Annotated in this window: 14 protein-coding genes; 8 read left to right on the forward strand and 6 right to left on the reverse strand. The window is 58.9% G+C overall.

Going from position 1 to position 17678, the window contains the following annotated elements; all coding sequences use genetic code 11:
- Positions 1–11 precede the first annotated feature (11 nt).
- Positions 12–1331 carry a flagellar hook protein FlgE gene (gene flgE / locus F7R06_RS27590; protein ID WP_090324545.1) on the forward strand — a complete coding sequence of 440 codons (1320 nt, stop codon included), beginning with the start codon at positions 12–14 and terminating at the stop codon, positions 1329–1331.
- Between the two features lie 251 nt (positions 1332–1582).
- On the opposite strand, the gene F7R06_RS27595 is transcribed toward flgE, so the two are convergent.
- Entirely contained in the window at positions 1583–4477 is a 2895-nt protein-coding gene (locus tag F7R06_RS27595) for a ribonucleoside-diphosphate reductase subunit alpha (protein ID WP_090324544.1), read from the reverse strand.
- 734 nt (positions 4478–5211) lie between these two features.
- Here F7R06_RS27595 and F7R06_RS27600 point away from each other — a divergent pair.
- Together F7R06_RS27600 and F7R06_RS27605 are read left to right on the forward strand one after the other, a co-directional pair.
- Positions 5212–5934, forward strand: a complete 723-nt coding sequence (locus tag F7R06_RS27600; protein ID WP_090324542.1) for a response regulator — start codon at positions 5212–5214, stop codon at positions 5932–5934.
- Positions 5931–7541 (forward strand): ATP-binding protein, encoded by a 1611-nt coding sequence (locus F7R06_RS27605; RefSeq protein WP_090324540.1) that lies wholly within the window; start codon positions 5931–5933, stop codon positions 7539–7541. Before F7R06_RS27600 ends, F7R06_RS27605 begins: the two co-directional genes overlap by 4 nt.
- A gap of 100 nt (positions 7542–7641) precedes the next feature.
- Here the strand turns inward: F7R06_RS27605 and F7R06_RS27610 are convergent, their stop codons facing one another.
- Together F7R06_RS27610 and F7R06_RS27615 are read right to left on the reverse strand one after the other, a co-directional pair.
- Positions 7642–8367: a 4'-phosphopantetheinyl transferase family protein gene (locus F7R06_RS27610; protein WP_212613253.1), complete on the reverse strand. Its 726-nt coding sequence runs from the start codon at positions 8365–8367 to the stop codon at positions 7642–7644.
- Positions 8368–8476: 109 nt separating this feature from the next.
- Complete coding sequence (locus F7R06_RS27615) at positions 8477–9268, reverse strand: dienelactone hydrolase family protein (RefSeq protein WP_090324537.1); 792 nt, start codon at positions 9266–9268, stop codon at positions 8477–8479.
- Between the two features lie 145 nt (positions 9269–9413).
- Here F7R06_RS27615 and F7R06_RS27620 point away from each other — a divergent pair, with 145 nt between their 5' ends.
- The 3 genes from F7R06_RS27620 (at position 9414) to F7R06_RS27630 (ending at position 12158) form a co-directional block, all read left to right on the forward strand.
- A complete protein-coding gene (locus tag F7R06_RS27620; protein ID WP_090324536.1) occupies positions 9414–10016 on the forward strand; it encodes a hypothetical protein in 603 nt (200 codons plus the stop codon).
- A 121-nt stretch (positions 10017–10137) separates the two neighbouring features.
- On the forward strand, positions 10138–10815 hold the full coding sequence (locus F7R06_RS27625) for a response regulator transcription factor (protein WP_090324534.1): 678 nt from the start codon (positions 10138–10140) through the stop codon (positions 10813–10815).
- The gene (locus F7R06_RS27630) at positions 10812–12158 is read left to right on the forward strand and encodes an ATP-binding protein (RefSeq protein WP_090324533.1); all 1347 of its coding nucleotides are present in this window, start codon (positions 10812–10814) and stop codon (positions 12156–12158) included. Before F7R06_RS27625 ends, F7R06_RS27630 begins: the two co-directional genes overlap by 4 nt.
- Positions 12159–12201: 43 nt before the next feature.
- On the opposite strand, the gene F7R06_RS27635 is transcribed toward F7R06_RS27630, so the two are convergent.
- Positions 12202–13200: an AraC family transcriptional regulator gene (locus F7R06_RS27635; protein WP_090324531.1), complete on the reverse strand. Its 999-nt coding sequence runs from the start codon at positions 13198–13200 to the stop codon at positions 12202–12204.
- A 337-nt stretch (positions 13201–13537) separates the two neighbouring features.
- Between F7R06_RS27635 and F7R06_RS27640 the strand changes: the two genes are divergently transcribed.
- Positions 13538–14872 carry a dicarboxylate/amino acid:cation symporter gene (locus F7R06_RS27640; protein WP_090324529.1) on the forward strand — a complete coding sequence of 445 codons (1335 nt, stop codon included), beginning with the start codon at positions 13538–13540 and terminating at the stop codon, positions 14870–14872.
- Positions 14873–15016: 144 nt separating this feature from the next.
- Positions 15017–16198 carry a CaiB/BaiF CoA transferase family protein gene (locus tag F7R06_RS27645; RefSeq protein ID WP_090324528.1) on the forward strand — a complete coding sequence of 394 codons (1182 nt, stop codon included), beginning with the start codon at positions 15017–15019 and terminating at the stop codon, positions 16196–16198.
- 37 nt (positions 16199–16235) lie between these two features.
- On the opposite strand, the gene F7R06_RS27650 is transcribed toward F7R06_RS27645, so the two are convergent.
- Together F7R06_RS27650 and F7R06_RS27655 are read right to left on the reverse strand one after the other, a co-directional pair.
- Positions 16236–16730 carry a SprT family zinc-dependent metalloprotease gene (locus tag F7R06_RS27650; RefSeq protein WP_090324527.1) on the reverse strand — a complete coding sequence of 165 codons (495 nt, stop codon included), beginning with the start codon at positions 16728–16730 and terminating at the stop codon, positions 16236–16238.
- A gap of 158 nt (positions 16731–16888) precedes the next feature.
- Positions 16889–17491: a Yip1 family protein gene (locus F7R06_RS27655; protein WP_010457124.1), complete on the reverse strand. Its 603-nt coding sequence runs from the start codon at positions 17489–17491 to the stop codon at positions 16889–16891.
- Between the last annotated feature and the right edge of the window lie 187 nt (positions 17492–17678).

Raw genomic sequence — 17678 nt, forward strand, 5'->3', positions numbered from 1 at the left:
AGGAGTGGATTATGTCTTTCAACATCGGCCTTAGCGGTCTCTTTGCAGCCAACAAACAACTGGACGTAACGGGCAATAACATCGCCAACGTCGCGACCACCGGTTTCAAATCGTCCCGTGCAGAATTCGAAGACGTGTACTCTGCGACTCGCCTGGGAACTGGCAGCAAGACCGTCGGCAACGGCGTACGTCTGGCCAACGTCTCCCAGCAATTCAGTCAGGGTGATGTGAGCAACACCGGTAACGTGCTCGACATGGGGATCCAGGGTAACGGCTTTTTCGTCCTGAGCAACAATGGTTCGCTGACCTACACCCGTGCCGGTACGTTCAAGACCGACAAGGACGGCTACGTCACCAACAGCGACGGTACCGCCCGTCTGCAAGGTTACGGCGTCGACTCCAATGGCAAGATCGTCAATGGTGTATTGACCGACCTGCGAATCGACACGTCCAACCTGGCGCCGAAGGCTACCACTTCCGTTTCGTCGACGATCAACCTGGACTCCAAGTCTGACGTGATTGACCAGGCTGTTGCAGCCAACAAGTTTGATCCGTCCAATACAGCCACTTTCACCAAGCAGTTCTCCACCAAGGTCTACGACACCCAGGGCAATGAGCACACCATGGACCAGTACATGGTCAAGACAGCTTCCAATACCTGGGATACCTACACGCTGATCGATGGTCGCAACCCGGATGGCAGCGATCCTACTGTCGCGGCTACCGCGCCGGTCGCTTCGACCATGGCGTTCGATTCGAGCGGCAAGCTCGTGTCGGTCACCACTCCAGGTACCCCCCCTGTTGTAAGCCCTGATTTGAAAATCACCAACTGGGTTCCAGGTAAAGTGACCAATGGTGTCTGGGCTGCCAACGGTGCATCCGCCGACCCGGCTGGCCTGTCCATCGCCATGTCCAACACCACCCAGTTCAATGCCGACAGCGCGCGTTCGATTCCTGCGCAGAACGGCTACGCGACGGGTCAGATCACCAATTTGACCATCGACGGCAGCGGTGTGCTGCTGGCCAACTTCAGCAACAACCAGACCAAGCCCATCGGCCAGATTTCGCTGGCCAGCTTCACCAACGAACAAGGTCTGCAGCCTGTTGGTGGCACCAGTTGGAAGGAAACCTACGCGTCGGGTATTCCAGGCTACGATGCTCCGGAGACCGGCACCCTGGGGTCGCTGGTTTCCAACTCTCTGGAAGAGTCCAACGTGAATCTGACCAACGAGCTGGTTGACCTTATCAAGGCGCAGAGCAACTACCAGGCGAACGCCAAGACTATCTCCACCCAAAGCACCATCATGCAGACCATCATTCAGATGACCTGATACTGGATAGCGCTGCATAAAAAGCCCCTCGTCAGAGGGGCTTTTTTGTGGAAGCTGAATTGGTCGACACTGTAGGAGCGAGCATGCTCGCAATAGACGTTAACGATCACGCGTTCCTGCTGATTAACCGTGTTGCTTTCGCGTACATCGCGAGTAAGTTCGCTCCTGCAAGAAGCAAAAGAAAACCCCCGATCGGCCAGAGGCCCATCGGGGGTTTCAGACAAGCGCCTTACGACGCTTGCAGGTTCAGCTTATTGGCAAGCTTCGCAATCCGGCTCGTCAATGGCGCAGGCCTTCGGCACGGGCGCTGGACCTGCTGGCGCAGCCAGGACCGAGTCGTCACCGTGGTTGCCGCCGCTGGAAACAGCGTTCAGCTTGCCGGTGTTGATGGTCGACTTCTCTGTGCTGGTCGCGGCCAGGGCACGGAGGTAGTAAGTGGTTTTCAGACCACGGTACCAGGCCATGCGGTAGGTCACATCCAGCTTCTTGCCTGAAGCGCCGGCGATATACAGGTTCAGGGACTGTGCCTGGTCGATCCACTTCTGACGACGGCTTGCCGCGTCAACGATCCACTTGGTGTCCACTTCGAAGGCCGTCGCGTAGAGCTCTTTGAGTTCTTGCGGGATGCGCTCGATTTGCTGCACGGAACCGTCGTAGTACTTCAGGTCGTTGATCATGACCGAGTCCCACAGGCCGCGAGCCTTGAGGTCGCGAACCAGGTACGGGTTGATCACGGTGAATTCGCCCGACAGGTTCGATTTCACATAGAGGTTCTGGTAGGTCGGTTCGATCGACTGCGATACGCCAGTGATGTTGGCGATGGTTGCGGTCGGTGCGATGGCCATGATGTTGGAGTTACGAATACCCTTTTGAACGCGGGCGCGCACAGGGGCCCAGTCCAGGGTTTCGTTCAGGTCGACGTCGATGTACTTCTGGCCACGTTGCTCGATCAGGATCTGTTGCGAATCCAGCGGCAGGATGCCCTTGGACCACAGCGACCCCTGGAAGGTCTCGTAGGCGCCGCGCTCGTCGGCCAGGTCGCAGGAAGCCTGGATCGCGTAGTAGCTGACCGCTTCCATCGACTTGTCGGCGAACTCGACGGCAGCGTCAGAACCGTAAGGGATGTGTTGCAGGTACAGCGCGTCCTGGAAGCCCATGATGCCCAGGCCGACCGGACGGTGCTTGAAGTTGGAGTTCTTCGCTTGCGGCACCGAGTAGTAGTTGATGTCGATCACGTTATCGAGCATGCGTACGGCAGTGTTCACGGTGCGTTGCAGCTTGGCGGTGTCCAGCTTGCCGTTGACGATGTGGTTCGGCAGGTTGATCGAGCCCAGGTTGCAAACGGCGATTTCGTCCTTGTTGGTGTTCAAGGTGATTTCGGTGCACAGGTTCGAGCTGTGGACCACGCCGACGTGCTGCTGCGGGCTGCGCAGGTTGCACGGATCCTTGAAGGTCAGCCATGGGTGGCCGGTTTCAAACAGCATGGACAGCATTTTGCGCCACAGGTCTTTGGCCTGGATGGTCTTGAACAGTTTGACCTTGCCAGGGTATTCGGTCAGGGCTTCGTAGTACTCGTAGCGCTCTTCGAAGGCCTTGCCGGTCAGGTCGTGCAGATCCGGAACTTCAGACGGCGAGAACAGGGTCCATTTACCGTCATCGAAGACACGCTTCATGAACAGGTCAGGAATCCAGTTGGCGGTGTTCATGTCGTGGGTACGACGACGATCATCACCGGTGTTCTTGCGCAGCTCGATGAACTCCTCGATGTCCATGTGCCAGGTTTCCAGGTACGCACAGACAGCGCCTTTGCGCTTGCCACCCTGGTTAACGGCGACGGCGGTGTCGTTCACGACTTTCAGGAACGGTACAACGCCCTGGGATTTGCCGTTGGTGCCCTTGATGTAAGAGCCCAATGCACGAACAGGTGTCCAGTCGTTGCCCAGGCCACCGGCGAATTTCGACAGCATGGCGTTGTCGTGGATCGCGTGGTAGATGCCCGACAGGTCATCCGGCACGGTGGTCAGGTAGCAGCTCGACAGCTGCGGACGCAGGGTACCGGCGTTGAACAGCGTTGGAGTCGAGGACATGTAGTCGAAGGACGACAACAGGTTGTAGAACTCGATCGCGCGGTCTTCCTTTTGCTTCTCTTCGATCGCCAGGCCCATGGCCACACGCATAAAGAAAATCTGCGGCAGTTCAAAGCGCACGCCATCCTTGTGGATGAAGTAACGGTCGTACAGGGTTTGCAGGCCCAGGTAGGTGAACTGCTGGTCGCGCTCGTGGTTGATTGCCTTGCCCAGTTTTTCCAGGTCGAAGTCGGCCAGAACCGGGTTCAGCAATTCGAATTCGATACCCTTGGCGATGTAGGCAGGCAGGGCCTTGGCGTACAGGTCGACCATTTCGTGGTGAGTGGCGCTTTCGGCGACGCCGAGGAAGCCCAGGCCTTCGGCACGCAGGGTGTCCATCAGCAGGCGGGCAGTGACGAACGAGTAGTTCGGCTCACGTTCGACCAGCGTACGGGCAGTCATCACCAGGGCGGTGTTGACGTCGGTCAGGGCCACGCCGTCGTACAGGTTTTTCAGGGTTTCGCGCTGGATCAGGTCGCCGTCGACTTCTTCCAGGCCTTCGCACGCTTCGGTGACGATGGTGTTCAGGCGGCCCATGTCGAGCGGCGCCAGGCTGCCGTCGGCACGGGTGATGCGGATCGAAGGGTGAGCGTTGACCGCTTCTTCGGCCGGGGCACGTACGGCGCGTTCCTTGGAACGGGCATCACGATAGATCACGTAGTCGCGAGCGACTTTCTGCTCGCCGGCGCGCATCAGGGCCAGTTCGACCTGGTCCTGGATTTCTTCGATGTGGATGGTGCCGCCCGATGGCATGCGACGCTTGAAGGTTGCGGTGACCTGTTCGGTCAGGCGGGCAACGGTGTCGTGGATTCGCGACGAAGCGGCAGCGGTGCCGCCCTCAACTGCGAGAAACGCTTTGGTGATGGCGACGGTGATTTTGTCATCGGTGTAAGGAACGACAGTGCCGTTACGCTTGATCACGCGAAGCTGGCCCGGCGCGGTGGCGGACAGATCCGAATTCGAATCAGCGGCCTGCGGCAAGGTGCCCTGCGGGTTCTCGCGAGTTGTGTCGGTTTGCATGGGTGTCTCCACGTTCTCTATGTTTGTTTGGGCACCATCACGGTGCCCACCGTTCCGTCCTGAAGCACTACAACCGGCGAATGCCGGGCATAACAACTTCGGGACAGTAGGAAGGGGTGCTATTTGGGCGCCGCTTCCATGCCGAAGTCTTTGGCCTCACGCCTTGGGCGAGAGGCCGGGGTCCTTTGAGGTGACAGTTGGGGACTGCAACACCCGTACCGTTTTCACCCTTATGGGCCGAAATACAGTAACCATCCGCACGCGCGGTTTGGGCTTTCGAAATTACGTTTGGTTCAACCGGACGGTGGCAAGAAAAGCGCTTGAAATTGGTGTCCGGTTTGTGTTTGGTTTTTTGCGCAAAACCCTACATCTAGGGTTTTTTTGGCGCTGGGGTACAAGATAATGCGTTTTAGGGGGGGATTGCAACGTACTACCTGTGGATAAACCTGTGCGTAAATTGTGTGTGAAAGAGCGAATCGGCGTGTAGGCCGCAATGCTGCTGGACCGAACCTTTTTTCATCAATTTTCAGTGATCGAAAACGGCCGGGTGGATTTTTAAGGGCGCGAACCCTATCACAAAAAACCGACTTGTCCGAACGCATTTGCCGGCTTGTGTTCTGCGCGAGCGACGTTTATACAATCGGCCAGCATGTAGACAATTTATCCTCCCCAATCATTACAAAAAGACGGGAGGACCCTTCCTTATTAGAGTTCTTGGCAAATAGAGGTCCCCCGTGGAGCAAGAAGCCTGGCAGGTATTGATTGTCGAGGACGACCAGCGTCTGGCCGAACTGACCCGCGATTACCTGGAAGCCAATGGCCTGCGCGTGTCCATCGAGGGCGATGGCGCCCTGGCCGCAGCCCGAATCATCAAGGAAAAACCGGACCTGGTGATCCTTGACCTGATGCTGCCCGGTGAAGATGGCCTGAGCATTTGCCGCAAGGTCCGCGACCGTTATGACGGCCCGATCCTCATGCTCACCGCCCGTACCGACGACACTGACCAAATACTCGGCCTCGACCTGGGCGCCGATGACTATGTGTGCAAACCGGTGCGTCCGCGTTTGCTGCTGGCACGCATCCAGGCGTTATTGCGGCGCAGCGAGGCGCCGGAAGCCGCGCCGGAAAAACAACGTCGCCTGCAATTTGGCCCGCTGGTCGTGGATAACGCATTGCGCGAAGCCTGGCTCAATGATACGGGCATCGAATTGACCAGCGCCGAATTTGACCTGCTCTGGCTGTTGGTGGCCAACGCCGGGCGCATTCTATCCCGGGAAGAGATCTTCACCGCCTTGCGTGGCATCGGCTATGACGGCCAGGACCGCTCCATCGACGTACGCATTTCGCGCATTCGCCCGAAAATCGGCGATGACCCGGATCACCCGCGGCTGATCAAGACAGTACGCAGCAAAGGCTATCTGTTCGTCCCAGAGGCCTGCGTAGACTCGTCCCTGTGAACTCGATCTTCCTGCGTATCTACGGCGGCATGTGCGCCGCGCTGATCCTGGTGGCGGTGCTCGGGGTGCTGGCGTTGCACATGCTCAACCAGGTACGCAGCGAGCAGTACCGCGAGCGCCTGGCCCATGGCACGTTTTCGCTGATGGCCGACAACCTGCAACCGATGAACGAGACCGAACGCCATCGTGCCTTGCTGGTGTGGGAGCGGTTGCTGGGAATTCCGCTGGCGCTGAAAACCTTCAGCCAGACCGACCTTGACCTGACCCAACGCACCCGCGTGCTGCATGGTCAGGCGCTGGTGGAGCAGACCGGCCCCCATGCGGCCAAGGTGTACCGACTGGTCAGCGACAAGGAGCAACTGGTGCTCACGGGGGAAGTCCAGCAAATCAGCGAGCAACTGGCGCGGGCGACGATTTACCTGTTGACCGACGAGTTGGTGCGCGTACCGGTGGCCGAGCAACCCGAGCGCTTGGCGCGACTGAAGCAGGACAAGGGCTTTGGTTTCGACTTGCGTCTGGTCACAGTAGATGAGGCGGACATGGACGAGGACCAGAGTCGACGCATTTCCGAAGGCGACACGGTGATGGCGCTGGGCAAGGAGGGCGATTCGATCCGTGTGTTTGCGGGGATGGTCGGCACGCCGTGGGTACTGGAAATCGGCCCTTTGTATCAGATGAATCCTTATCCGCCGGAGTGGCTGGTGCTGATTGCCGCGCTGGGCCTGACCCTGATCGGTTTGATCGTTTACCTGCTGGTTCGCCAACTGGAGCGCCGCTTGCGCGGTCTTGAAGCAGCAGCCACGCGCATCGCCAAGGGCAGTCTGGAAACCCGCGTGCCGGCGCGCGGTGCTGACTCGGTAGGGCGTCTGGCGTCGGCGTTCAATGGTATGGCCGAGCACTTGCAACAATTACTGGCGATCCAGCGTGAGCTGGTGCGCGCCGTTTCCCACGAATTGCGGACGCCGGTGGCGCGCCTGCGTTTCGGCCTGGAGATGATTGGTTCGGCCACCACGCCGCAAGCGCTGGAAAAATACTGTGAAGGCATGGATCACGACATCGAGGATCTCGACCGACTGGTTGACGAAATGCTCACTTACGCACGGCTGGAGCAGGGCTCGCCGGCGCTGAACTTCCAGCGCATCGACTTGGATGCGCTGGTCAATCAGGTCATCGAGGAGCTGGCGCCGTTGCGTGCCGATGTCACGGTGCAGCGCGGGTTGTGCCTGTCGGCGGCCGATTGCGACGACGCCTGGGTCGAGGCCGAGCCGCGCTACCTGCATCGGGCACTGCAGAATCTGGTCAGCAACGCCATGCGTCATGCGCAATCACGGGTGACCATCAGTTATCAGGTTGGCCAGCAACGCTGTCGTGTCGATGTCGAGGATGACGGACCGGGCGTGCCGGAAATCGCCTGGGAGAAAATCTTTACCCCGTTCCTGCGTCTGGATGACAGCCGTACCCGCGCATCGGGTGGACATGGCTTGGGGCTGTCCATCGTGCGGCGCATTATTCATTGGCACGATGGCCGGGCGTTGATCGGCAAAAGCAAGAGCCTGGGGGGCGCGTGTTTCAGTTTGAGTTGGCCGCGCAATCAGGAGAAGCGATGAGATGTGCGCTGGATACGGGCCGCCATCGCCGGTAAGTCGTCCAAAACAGAAATGAATGCGCCGCTAGCCTGCGGGCGCGAGCGTGCCGACGATGGTGCCCTCAGGCCCGGATACTCACCAGACTCAACAACTGCCCGTCCCTGACCCCGAACTGCGCATCAAGCTCGGTGCCATTGCGCCACTCGGCGGACAGGTTCGTCAGTAATCGCAGCCGCACGTCTCCACGCTCGGTCCACTCCAGTACTTCGGCGTGTTCAAAGTAGAAGCGCTGCTGAACGATCGGATAGAGCGCCTTGAACAGGCTCTCTTTCACCGAAAACGTCAGGGTCACCCATAACGCCAGTTGATCGTGACGGCCGGCCGCCATGCGCTGCAGTTCCGGCGGGGTGAGGATCTCTGCGGCCAGGCGCTCGGCCCGTTCGGCGTTGAGCAGGTTTTCCAGGTCCATCCCCAGGCCGCGCCAATGGCTTTTCTTCGCGACGATAGCGGCGGCGCGGCCCGTGCTGTGGGTGATCGAGCCGCAAATGTGTGCCGGCCAGACTGGGGCCCGGTCTTCACCGATGGCCGGGCTGAGGTTCAGACCTTCCAGTTGCTGTAGCGCGGCACGGGCGCAGACACGACCGGCGAGAAACTCGGCCTGGCGCTTGGCAACCGAGCGCTGGATGGTCGCCGGCGGTTCAATGGCGCTGCGCTGGAAATCATCGCTGAGCAGTTGTGAGGTATTGAAGTGCGTGCTCAGCAGCACGGTGTCGGGCAGCACATACGGCAGCGGCCAATGAGCATCGAGTGGGGAGCAGAAAGCGGGCAGGGCGGGGACGGAGTTCATGTCGGGCATTTTGCCGGGTTGGATTGACGCTGGGTAGTAGTTAAGGGCTTTGTGGCGAGGGAGCAAGCTTCCTCGCCACAGGCATGCTCGGCTCCCGACGTTGGGTGTGTCAGCTAAATATCTTTTTGAAAAACGCCTGCATGTCCGCCCAAGACTTTTCATCCGCCGCCTTGTTGTAACCGATGTCCGGCCCGCCATGATCGCCGTGGCTCAAGCGATCGGCATCAGGGTTACTGAAACCGTGCTTGGCACCGTCGAGGCTGACGAACGTGTAGTCGGCCCCGGCCTTGTCCATTTCGGATTTGAACGCAGTGACATTTTCGGAGGTGATCATGCTGTCCTTGGCGCCGTGTTCGACGAGAATTTTTGCCTTCACACTGCCCGGCGTAGCAGGCGTGTTGGTCGCCAGTGCACCGTGAAAACTGACGACACCCGCCAATGGCACACCCTGACGCGCGGCATTAAGCACCACGCCGCCGCCGAAGCAGTAGCCGATGGCGGCCATTTTATCAGGGTTGGTTTGCGGCTGTTTCTTCAGCAGATCGAGCCCCGCCTGGAACCGCGCACTGGCCGCTGCACTGTCCTTCAATACCGCTTGCATGAATGCCATCGCGTCGTTGGGGTGTTCGGTGTTCTTTCCATCGCCATACATATCAATGGCCAGGGCACTGTAGCCCAGGCCGGCCAGATCCCGGGCCCGGCGTTTGGCGTAGTCGTTCAGCCCCCAGAACTCATGCACTACCACGACACCAGGGCGCGGACCCTTGATTGCATCGTCGTAAGCGTAATAGCCGATCAGTTTCGTGCCGTCGGCACTCTGATAAGGAATTTCCTGAGTCTTGATGGCGGCCTGGCTGAGCCCGCTCAGGGTCAGCAAGGCGAGAGCAAGGAACATACGCATGGTCGAATCTCCTGTTGAAGCTCATCGTAATACTCGGGGCGAGTTGGTTCAGCTTAGGTTAAGCCCGCGTTCAGGGTGAGTTCAGGGCGGCGTGAGTAGTCTTGCCCCGTAGCCAACAAACAAGTAGCTCACAAGGAGTTCTACCATGAATGGATTCAAAAACTTGCTTCTGGCATTCACCGTTTTGAGCGCAAGCTCGGCAGCGTTTGCATCCGACGATACTTTCGGCAGCCTTACCTTTGGGCAGACCAGTGACAAGATCAAAAAGTCCCACGTCCTGAACGACAACCTTAACCATCCAAACGCCGACGGCGTGATTGGCAAGGACAACACCTGGGGAGTGCGCCTGGGGCAGCAAAACAGCCAGGGCCGCTATTACGCCACTTACGACAACGTGTCGGGCTCGCACAATGGCATTAAACTTCGTCAGGAAAACCTCTTGGGCAGCTACGATCTGTTCTACCCGGTGGGTGGCGATACCAGGCTGTTCGGCGGCGCCTCCGTCGGACTGACCAAGATGACCCAGGAATCGCCAGGCTTCAGTCGCGACAGCAACATCGGTTATGCACTGGGTGGACAGGCGGGAGTTTTACAGCATATTTCGCGAAATACCTCCGTTGAACTGGGGTACCGTTATCTGCGCAGCAATGCCAGCACCGAGATGAGCGAGCGCCGTGCTAGCAAACAGGGTTCGCTAAGCCTGACCAGCAGCGCCCAGACATACGTTTCCGCCAACTACGCGTTCTGAAAAAAGCGTTCGCGACAGGCCGGCCCCGGATCAACCAAGAGGTTGAACCGGGGCCGGCCCGTAAACTATCGAGGTGCGCTGTTCGTACCTCTGGAGAAATTGATTTGCCTTGGAGCGCGTTATGAAACTGCTGGTCGTTGAAGATGAGGCTCTGTTGCGTCATCACCTGCAAACCCGGCTGACGGACAGTGGCCATGTCGTCGAGTCTGTGGCCAATGCCGAAGAGGCTTTGTACCAGACCGAACAGTTCAATCATGACCTGGCGGTGATCGACCTCGGCCTGCCGGGCATAAGCGGGCTCGAGCTGATTCGCCAACTGCGCTCGCGCGGCAAGACTTTTCCGATCCTCATCCTCACGGCGCGTGGCAACTGGCAGGACAAGGTCGAAGGCCTCGCCGCCGGTGCCGACGACTATGTGGTCAAGCCGTTCCAGTTTGAAGAGCTCGATGCCCGGCTCAATGCGTTGCTGCGTCGGTCCAGTGGTTTCACCCAGTCGACCATTGTCGCGGGCCCATTGCTGCTCGACCTCAATCGAAAACAGGCAAGCCTTGATGAGCAGCCGCTGGCGCTGACAGCGTACGAGTACCGTATTCTTGAGTACCTGATGCTCCATCACCAGCAAGTCGTGGCCAAGGATCGTCTGATGGAGCAGCTGTATCCGGACGACGATGAGCGTGATCCAAATGTGATCGAAGTGCTGGTTGGCCGCCTGCGACGCAAACTCGAAGGTCCGGCGGGGTTCAAGCCGATCGATACCGTGCGGGGCCTCGGCTACCTGTTCAATGAGCGCTGCAATTGATTCGTTCCCTACGCGTCCGCTTGATGCTCGCCGCCACCATTCTGGCGGTGTTGTTCATGCTCGCGTTGCTGCCGGCGATGCAGGGTGCGTTCAGCCTGGCACTGCAGGACTCTATCGAGCAGCGACTGGCTTCGGACGTTACGACGCTGATTTCCGCTGCGCGAGTGGAGAACAACCGCCTGCAGATGCCGGCACAATTGCCCGACGAGCGCTTCAACCTCACCGATGGCCGTTTGCTCGGTTATATCTATGACCGTGAAGGCAATCTGGTCTGGCGGTCTAAGGGCACTCAGGAAGAAAACATCAATTACAAACCGCGCTATGACGGGCACGGTAATGAGTTCGGAAGAATCCGTGAAGCCAATGGCCAGGAGTTCTTCGTCTATGACGTCGAGGTCAAGCTGCTCGGCGGTAAAAACGCGGCGTTCAGTATTGTCACGCTGCAACCGGTGCGCGAATACGAACACACCCTTGAAGGCCTGCGGGAAAACCTCTATCTGGGGTTCGGCGCGGCGTTGCTGGTGCTGCTGGCCTTGCTGTGGATTGGTCTGACGTGGGGCTTGCAGGCATTGGGCCGCCTAAGTAAGGAGCTTGACGAAATCGAAGGTGGCACCCGCGAAAGCCTCAGCGAACAACATCCTCGAGAACTGTTGCGCTTGACCGGTTCTCTGAACCGCTTGCTACACAGCGAGCGCGAACAGCGTAGTCGTTATCGTGATTCCCTCGACGATCTGGCGCATAGCCTGAAAACCCCATTGGCGGTGCTGCAAGGCGTCAGTGAGGACATGGCACAACGCACCGAAAATCGCGAGCAAGCCTGGGTCTTGCAAAACCAGATCGAGCGCATGAGTCAGCAGATCAGCTATCAATTGCAGCGCGCCAGCCTGCGTAAAAGCGGTCTAGTACGGCATCAGGTGTCCCTGCAGCCTGTGCTGCAAAGTCTGTGTGACACTCTGGACAAGGTTTATCGTGACAAGCGCGTGCGAGTCGCCATGGACTTGCCGCCGCAGTGTTACATGCCAATAGAGCAGGGCGCCTTGCTGGAGATGATGGGTAACCTGCTGGAGAATGCCTATCGCCTGTGCCTTGGCGAAGTGCGAATCAGCGTGCGTCAGACCTTGAGTGGTATCGAGTTGTGCGTCGAAGACGACGGCCCCGGCGTCCCGCCCGACCAGCGCGCTCGAATCCTGCAACGCGGTGAGCGCCTTGACCGGCAACATCCGGGACAGGGCATTGGCCTGGCAGTGGTCAAGGACATCATTGAAAGCTATAGCGCCAAACTGACCCTGGACGACTCACCGATGGGGGGCGCGGCATTCCGGATTCACTTTCCGGCGGTTTGATCCTCGTTTCAAGCTTCGCGAGCCCTGGCTTTTGCAGGCTCGTTCAATTTCCCTGAGCGCGGTACGCCCCCGGCGTCAGCCCCGTCCATTTCTTGAACGCACGATGAAACGCCGATGGCTCGGAAAACCCCAGCTGTTCGGCAATCTGTTGCAACGACAGGTCGGCGCGACTCAAGTGATAAATCGCGATGTCGCGACGCAACTGATCCTTCAACTCCTGAAAACTGCTGCCTTCTTCGCGCAGATGGCGGCGCAATGTCTGCGGGCTGATGTGCAGGTGCGCGGCCACGGCTTCCAGATCCGGCCAGCGCGAACTGTCGCGGCTGAGCAGCCTGCGCAGCTGACTGCTCAAACTGTCGCCATCGTCGGGGCGCGACAGCAGATCGGCAGGGGAGCGCTCAAGGAAATGCTTGAGCGTCCGCTCGTCCTGTAGCAGCGGCATGTTCAGGTAGCGACTGTGAAACAGCAGGCTGCTGTGGGCGGTTGAAAATTCTAGCGGGCAGGAAAAAAGCAAATCATATTCGGCCCCGTGCTCCGGTCGCGGATAGCTGAACGTGGCCTGCTCCAGGCGTATTCGCTGGCCGATCAGCCAACTGCCGAATCGATGCCAGATCACCAGCAGGCTCTCGGTGAGGAAATGGTCTGGATCCCACAGATGCGCATCTTCCAGGCTCAGGCGGATCATTTCATCTTCGCGCGTCAGGGTCAGGCGCGGGGCATCGGGGAATAGGCTATAAAACAATAAGCCGCGATTAAGTGCCTTTTCCAGATTACGGCAGTGGATCACGGCATGACACATCATCGCGAAGCTGCCCGGCTTGCTCGGGCCTTGCCCGAAACCCAGGTACTCATCGTCCAGTGCCTGCCACAGTGCCTGGATCAGTTGGGCGAACTGTTCAGGAGCGATGCGCGCCCGCGGCTCGTCGAGCAATTCGGGGCTGATCCCCAACTGCTGCAGCAGACCCGAATAGTCGTAGCCGCATCGCTGCGCACCACCAAGAGCGGCACGGGCGAAATGACTGGCGATGGTACGTTCGCGCATAGAAGACAGCCCATCCATTGAGCGACGGATGGTAGCTGCGGGAATTGCTGATGAACAGGGCGGATATCCGCCAATTTGCAGGACGCGATCCGTCGGATGGGCGGAAATCCGCCACTGCTTTGTAACGGACGGGTGGCAAGGGAATGCCTGCAAACCTTGATGTCAAAAGGCTTGCAGGGTTTTCGCGGAACGTGGCACGGGCCTTGCGATACAACGAGTAGATGCTTGCCGTCGCGCAGCTCGAAAAACAAATCCCTCCAGTGCAGGAGGGTTCGCAATTCAGGTGTCGTGGACAACAGATGGATGTTGTCACCGCGCACTCTTGAGGAACTTTGCAATGACGACTCGTCAGCCACTGTACAAATCCCTGTATTTCCAGGTGATCGTTGCAATTGTCATCGGTATCTTGCTCGGTCACTACTATCCACAGCTCGGTGTGGCGGTTAAACCACTGGGTGACGGGTTCATCAAACTGATCAAAATGATCATTGCCCCCATCATCTTCTGCACAGTCGTCAGCGGTATCGCGGGCATGCAGGACATGAAGTCGGTCGGCAAGACCGGCGGTTACGCGCTGCTGTACTTCGAAATCGTTTCGACCATCGCCCTGCTGGTGGGCCTGGTCGTGGTCAACATCGTGCAGCCAGGCGCTGGCATGCACATCGACGTCAGCACGCTGGACGCCTCCAAAGTCGCCACCTATGTGGCGGCCGGTGCCGATCAAAGCGTCGTCGGCTTCCTGCTCAACGTGATTCCGACCACCATCGTCGGCGCGTTCGCCACGGGCGACATCCTGCAAGTGCTGATGTTTTCGGTGATCTTCGGTTTCGCCCTGCATCGCCTGGGTGCCTACGGCAAGCCGATCCTGGACTTCATCGATCGATTTGCCCACGTGATGTTCAACATCATCAACATGATCATGAAGCTCGCCCCGATCGGTGCCTTTGGCGCCATGGCGTTCACCATCGGTGCCTACGGTGTCGGCTCGCTGGTGCAACTGGGTCAGTTGATGGCCTGCTTCTACATTACTTGCCTGTTGTTCATCCTGATCGTGCTGGGCGGTATCGCTCGGGCCCACGGCTTCAGCGTGCTGAAAGTGATTCGCTACATCCGTGAAGAACTGCTGATCGTGCTGGGTACTTCGTCCTCCGAATCGGTACTGCCTCGCATGCTGATCAAGATGGAGCGTCTGGGTGCGCAGAAATCCGTGGTGGGGCTGGTGATCCCGACCGGTTACTCATTCAACCTCGACGGTACTGCGATCTACCTGACCATGGCGGCCGTGTTCATTGCCCAGGCGACTGACAGCCACATGGACATCACTCACCAGATCACCCTGCTGGTGGTACTGCTGCTGTCCTCCAAGGGTGCTGCAGGCGTGACCGGTAGTGGTTTCATCGTGCTGGCCGCTACCCTGTCTGCCGTTGGCCACCTGCCGGTTGCCGGTCTGGCGCTGATCCTTGGTATCGACCGCTTCATGTCCGAAGCCCGTGCGCTGACCAACCTGGTGGGCAACGCCGTTGCCACTCTGGTGGTGGCCAAGTGGGTCAAGGAGCTGGACACCGACGTGATGCACGCCGAACTGGCCTCGGGCGGTCGCGGCATTGCCGATGAGCCTAAAGATGATGTTCTGGGCCACGTCGAAGGGGCAACCCCGACTAGCGCCAAGTAAACCTTGGCATGATGAAAGAACCCGCTTCGGCGGGTTTTTTCATGCCCGGGATTTGAGCATAACGGTCAGCTCGACTGGCGCATAAGGTGATTGCTGCATGGCGGCCGGTTGCCTAGGCTGGTGCATCGTCAATGGAGAACGCACATGCCCGGTCCACTTGCATCTCTCAAGGTTCTGGATTTCTCGACATTGTTGCCGGGGCCATTCGCTTCGTTGTTGCTGGCGGACATGGGCGCCGAGGTGCTGCGCATCGAGTCGCCGACTCGCATGGACCTGCTACGCGTGCTGCCGCCCCATGACCGGGGCGTTTCCGCCAGTCATGCCTACCTCAATCGCAACAAGCGCAGCCTGGCACTGGACCTCAAACAGCCCGAGGCGCTGGAAGTGATCAAGCAGCTGCTGCAGGACTACGACATCGTCCTGGAGCAATTTCGTCCAGGCGTCATGGAACGATTGGGCCTGGGCTATGAAGCCTTGAAAGCGATCAACCCGAAGCTGATCTATGTGTCGATCACCGGCTACGGCCAGACCGGCCCCTACAAGGATCGCGCCGGGCATGACATCAACTACTTGGCCCTGGCCGGGCTCTCGAGCTACACCGGCCGCGCCGACAGTGGCCCGTTGCCCTTGGGCGCACAGGTGGCGGACGTCGCCGGAGGCTCGCTGCACGGGGTGATCGGTCTGCTGGCGGCGGTGATCGCCCGACAGCAAACGGGTCAGGGGCAATATTTGGATGTGAGCATGACCGATTGTGCGTTCAGCCTGAACGCCATGGCCGGAGCCGGGTATCTGGCATGCGGTATCGAGCCGGGTCGGGAAGACCAGGTGCTCAATGGCGGCAGTTTCTACGACTATTACCGCTCGCGGGACGGGCGCTGGTTGTCGGTGGGCAGCCTGGAGCCGGATTTCATGAAGCAGCTGTGCGCGGCGTTGGGGCTGGAGGAACTGGCCAGCCTCGGCTTATCGCCGCAACCGGCCCAGCAAAAGCGCCTCAAGGACGCGCTGAGGGTCGAGTTCGAGAAGCACGATTTTTCCGAATTGTGTGCGTTGTTTGCCGAGCTGGATGCCTGCGTCGAACCGGTATTGAGCCTGAGCGAGGCGGTGCAGCATCCGCAAATGCAGGCGCGGGAGTTGGTGACCGAGGTGCCACGGGGGGACGGTACGAATCAAGCACAGATGGCGTGCCCATTGAAATTTTCGCAAGGTTTGCCGCCACCCAGACATATTGGCGCGGCGCTGGGGCAGCATACGGATCAGGTGTTGGATGGGTTGGGGTATAGCGCTGAGCGGATTGCTGAATTACGGCGTGCCAAGGTGGTCCTTTAGTGCTCGTGATGAGGCCAGCACGGGTACCAAAAAAACACTACTCGACCCGCATTTCCCCACTGAACACCAACGTATTCCGACAGCGCCGACACAAATACCGCCGGCCCTGTCTCACCAGGCTGTGGCGCTGCGCTGAAAACGGAAAATCGCTGTCTGCGCACGGGCATTTATAGATGTAACGGGTCACGCTGCGGCGTTTGACGTCATAAGTGTGGCAACGGTTGGGCGGCAGTTCGTACACACCGCGCATGATCAATTGCCACTCTTCGCCATGGGGCTGGATGCGATCGCCGAACAGCTGATGGGCGATCAGGTGCGCGACTTCGTGGGCCACGGTTTGCTTGAGGAAGTCTTCGGTGTTTTCCCGATACAGTTGCGGATTGAAGCGCAGCAAGTTCTCGTGCAAATGCGCGACGCCGGCTTTTTGCCCACGCAGCTTGAGGTTCACCACGGGGCGTTTGAAAGGTCGTTTGAAAAAGGATTCGGCTTGTTGGAAACAGTCTTCGACGCGGGAATTGAGTTGCTCGGGCATGCTTGATGGATCTCCAGAGACGTCGAGTATGCCGCAACCCTCGGGCCTTGCGAATTGCCGAAGCGCCGAATGGTCGTTGCCGTTCTCCAGGCTGAAGAATTAAAAGGCCGCCTTGCGGCGGCCTGTGTTGGCAGATCTTGTTTTTTTGGGGGGTGTTGCTAATTGGTATAGACCGGCCCCACGCCGAGTCCCCAGACAATCACGGTGAACGCCATGATGGCCACCAGCACCACCAGGCCTACGGCAAGTACCGAGCTGGAAAACAGAAAGCCCTCGTCGGATGGAATGTTCATGAACGTCGGTAGCCCGACATACAGCAGGTAGACCGTGTAGCAGATCGCTGCGGTGCCGACGATCATTCCCAGCCACATATGCGGGTAAAGGGCTGCGAGGCCGCCAATGAACAGCGGAGTCGCCGTGTAGGTCGCAAACGCCACGCAGCGTGCCAGGCTTGGATTGGCGTCATAGGTACGGGCCATCCAGTGAATGAATGCGCCCATGACCGCCACACCGCCCAGCATGGCCAGATACGACATGATGGTCATCCATAGCGCGCTCTCCTGGGTCAGCATCACCGGCGCTCGATTGCCAATGACCCAGCCGACCTGTGTGGTGCCGATAAACGCCGACACCGCAGGGATCGCCGCCAGAATCAGCGTGTGCGTCAGGTACATGTGGCTGATGCTTTCCTCCTGGTCGCCACGGATTTCTTTCCATTCCTGATCAGGGTGGGTGAAAAGCCCCACTACGTGATGGATCATGCCAGTCACTCCTCTTTTTTTACCGTCGCCCCCCAGTGGAGCGCCTACGGGCCTAGCAGGCCAAGGTAAGTTGTAGGTCTGGATATGAATGCGACCTTATGTCGCAGTATAGGAAGGAGTTTCCCCGGAGGGAGTAGGGTCATTAGAGCAAATCGCGCTGTAAACAAGCGTATTAATCGCCGCAGAG

This window comes from Pseudomonas moorei (assembly GCF_008801475.1).
In the GTDB taxonomy this organism is placed as follows: domain Bacteria; phylum Pseudomonadota; class Gammaproteobacteria; order Pseudomonadales; family Pseudomonadaceae; genus Aquipseudomonas; species Aquipseudomonas moorei.

Coding starts and splice junctions, on each gene's coding strand:
- flgE (WP_090324545.1), top strand. CDS start 12: ATGTCTTTCAACATCGGCCTTAGCGGTCTCTTTGCAGCCAACAAACAA.
- F7R06_RS27595 (WP_090324544.1), bottom strand. CDS start 4,477: ATGCAAACCGACACAACTCGCGAGAACCCGCAGGGCACCTTGCCGCAG.
- F7R06_RS27610 (WP_212613253.1), bottom strand. CDS start 8,367: ATGAACTCCGTCCCCGCCCTGCCCGCTTTCTGCTCCCCACTCGATGCT.
- F7R06_RS27615 (WP_090324537.1), bottom strand. CDS start 9,268: ATGCGTATGTTCCTTGCTCTCGCCTTGCTGACCCTGAGCGGGCTCAGC.
- F7R06_RS27620 (WP_090324536.1), top strand. CDS start 9,414: ATGAATGGATTCAAAAACTTGCTTCTGGCATTCACCGTTTTGAGCGCA.
- F7R06_RS27625 (WP_090324534.1), top strand. CDS start 10,138: ATGAAACTGCTGGTCGTTGAAGATGAGGCTCTGTTGCGTCATCACCTG.
- F7R06_RS27635 (WP_090324531.1), bottom strand. CDS start 13,200: ATGCGCGAACGTACCATCGCCAGTCATTTCGCCCGTGCCGCTCTTGGT.
- F7R06_RS27640 (WP_090324529.1), top strand. CDS start 13,538: ATGACGACTCGTCAGCCACTGTACAAATCCCTGTATTTCCAGGTGATC.
- F7R06_RS27645 (WP_090324528.1), top strand. CDS start 15,017: ATGCCCGGTCCACTTGCATCTCTCAAGGTTCTGGATTTCTCGACATTG.
- F7R06_RS27650 (WP_090324527.1), bottom strand. CDS start 16,730: ATGCCCGAGCAACTCAATTCCCGCGTCGAAGACTGTTTCCAACAAGCC.
- F7R06_RS27655 (WP_010457124.1), bottom strand. CDS start 17,491: ATGATCCATCACGTAGTGGGGCTTTTCACCCACCCTGATCAGGAATGG.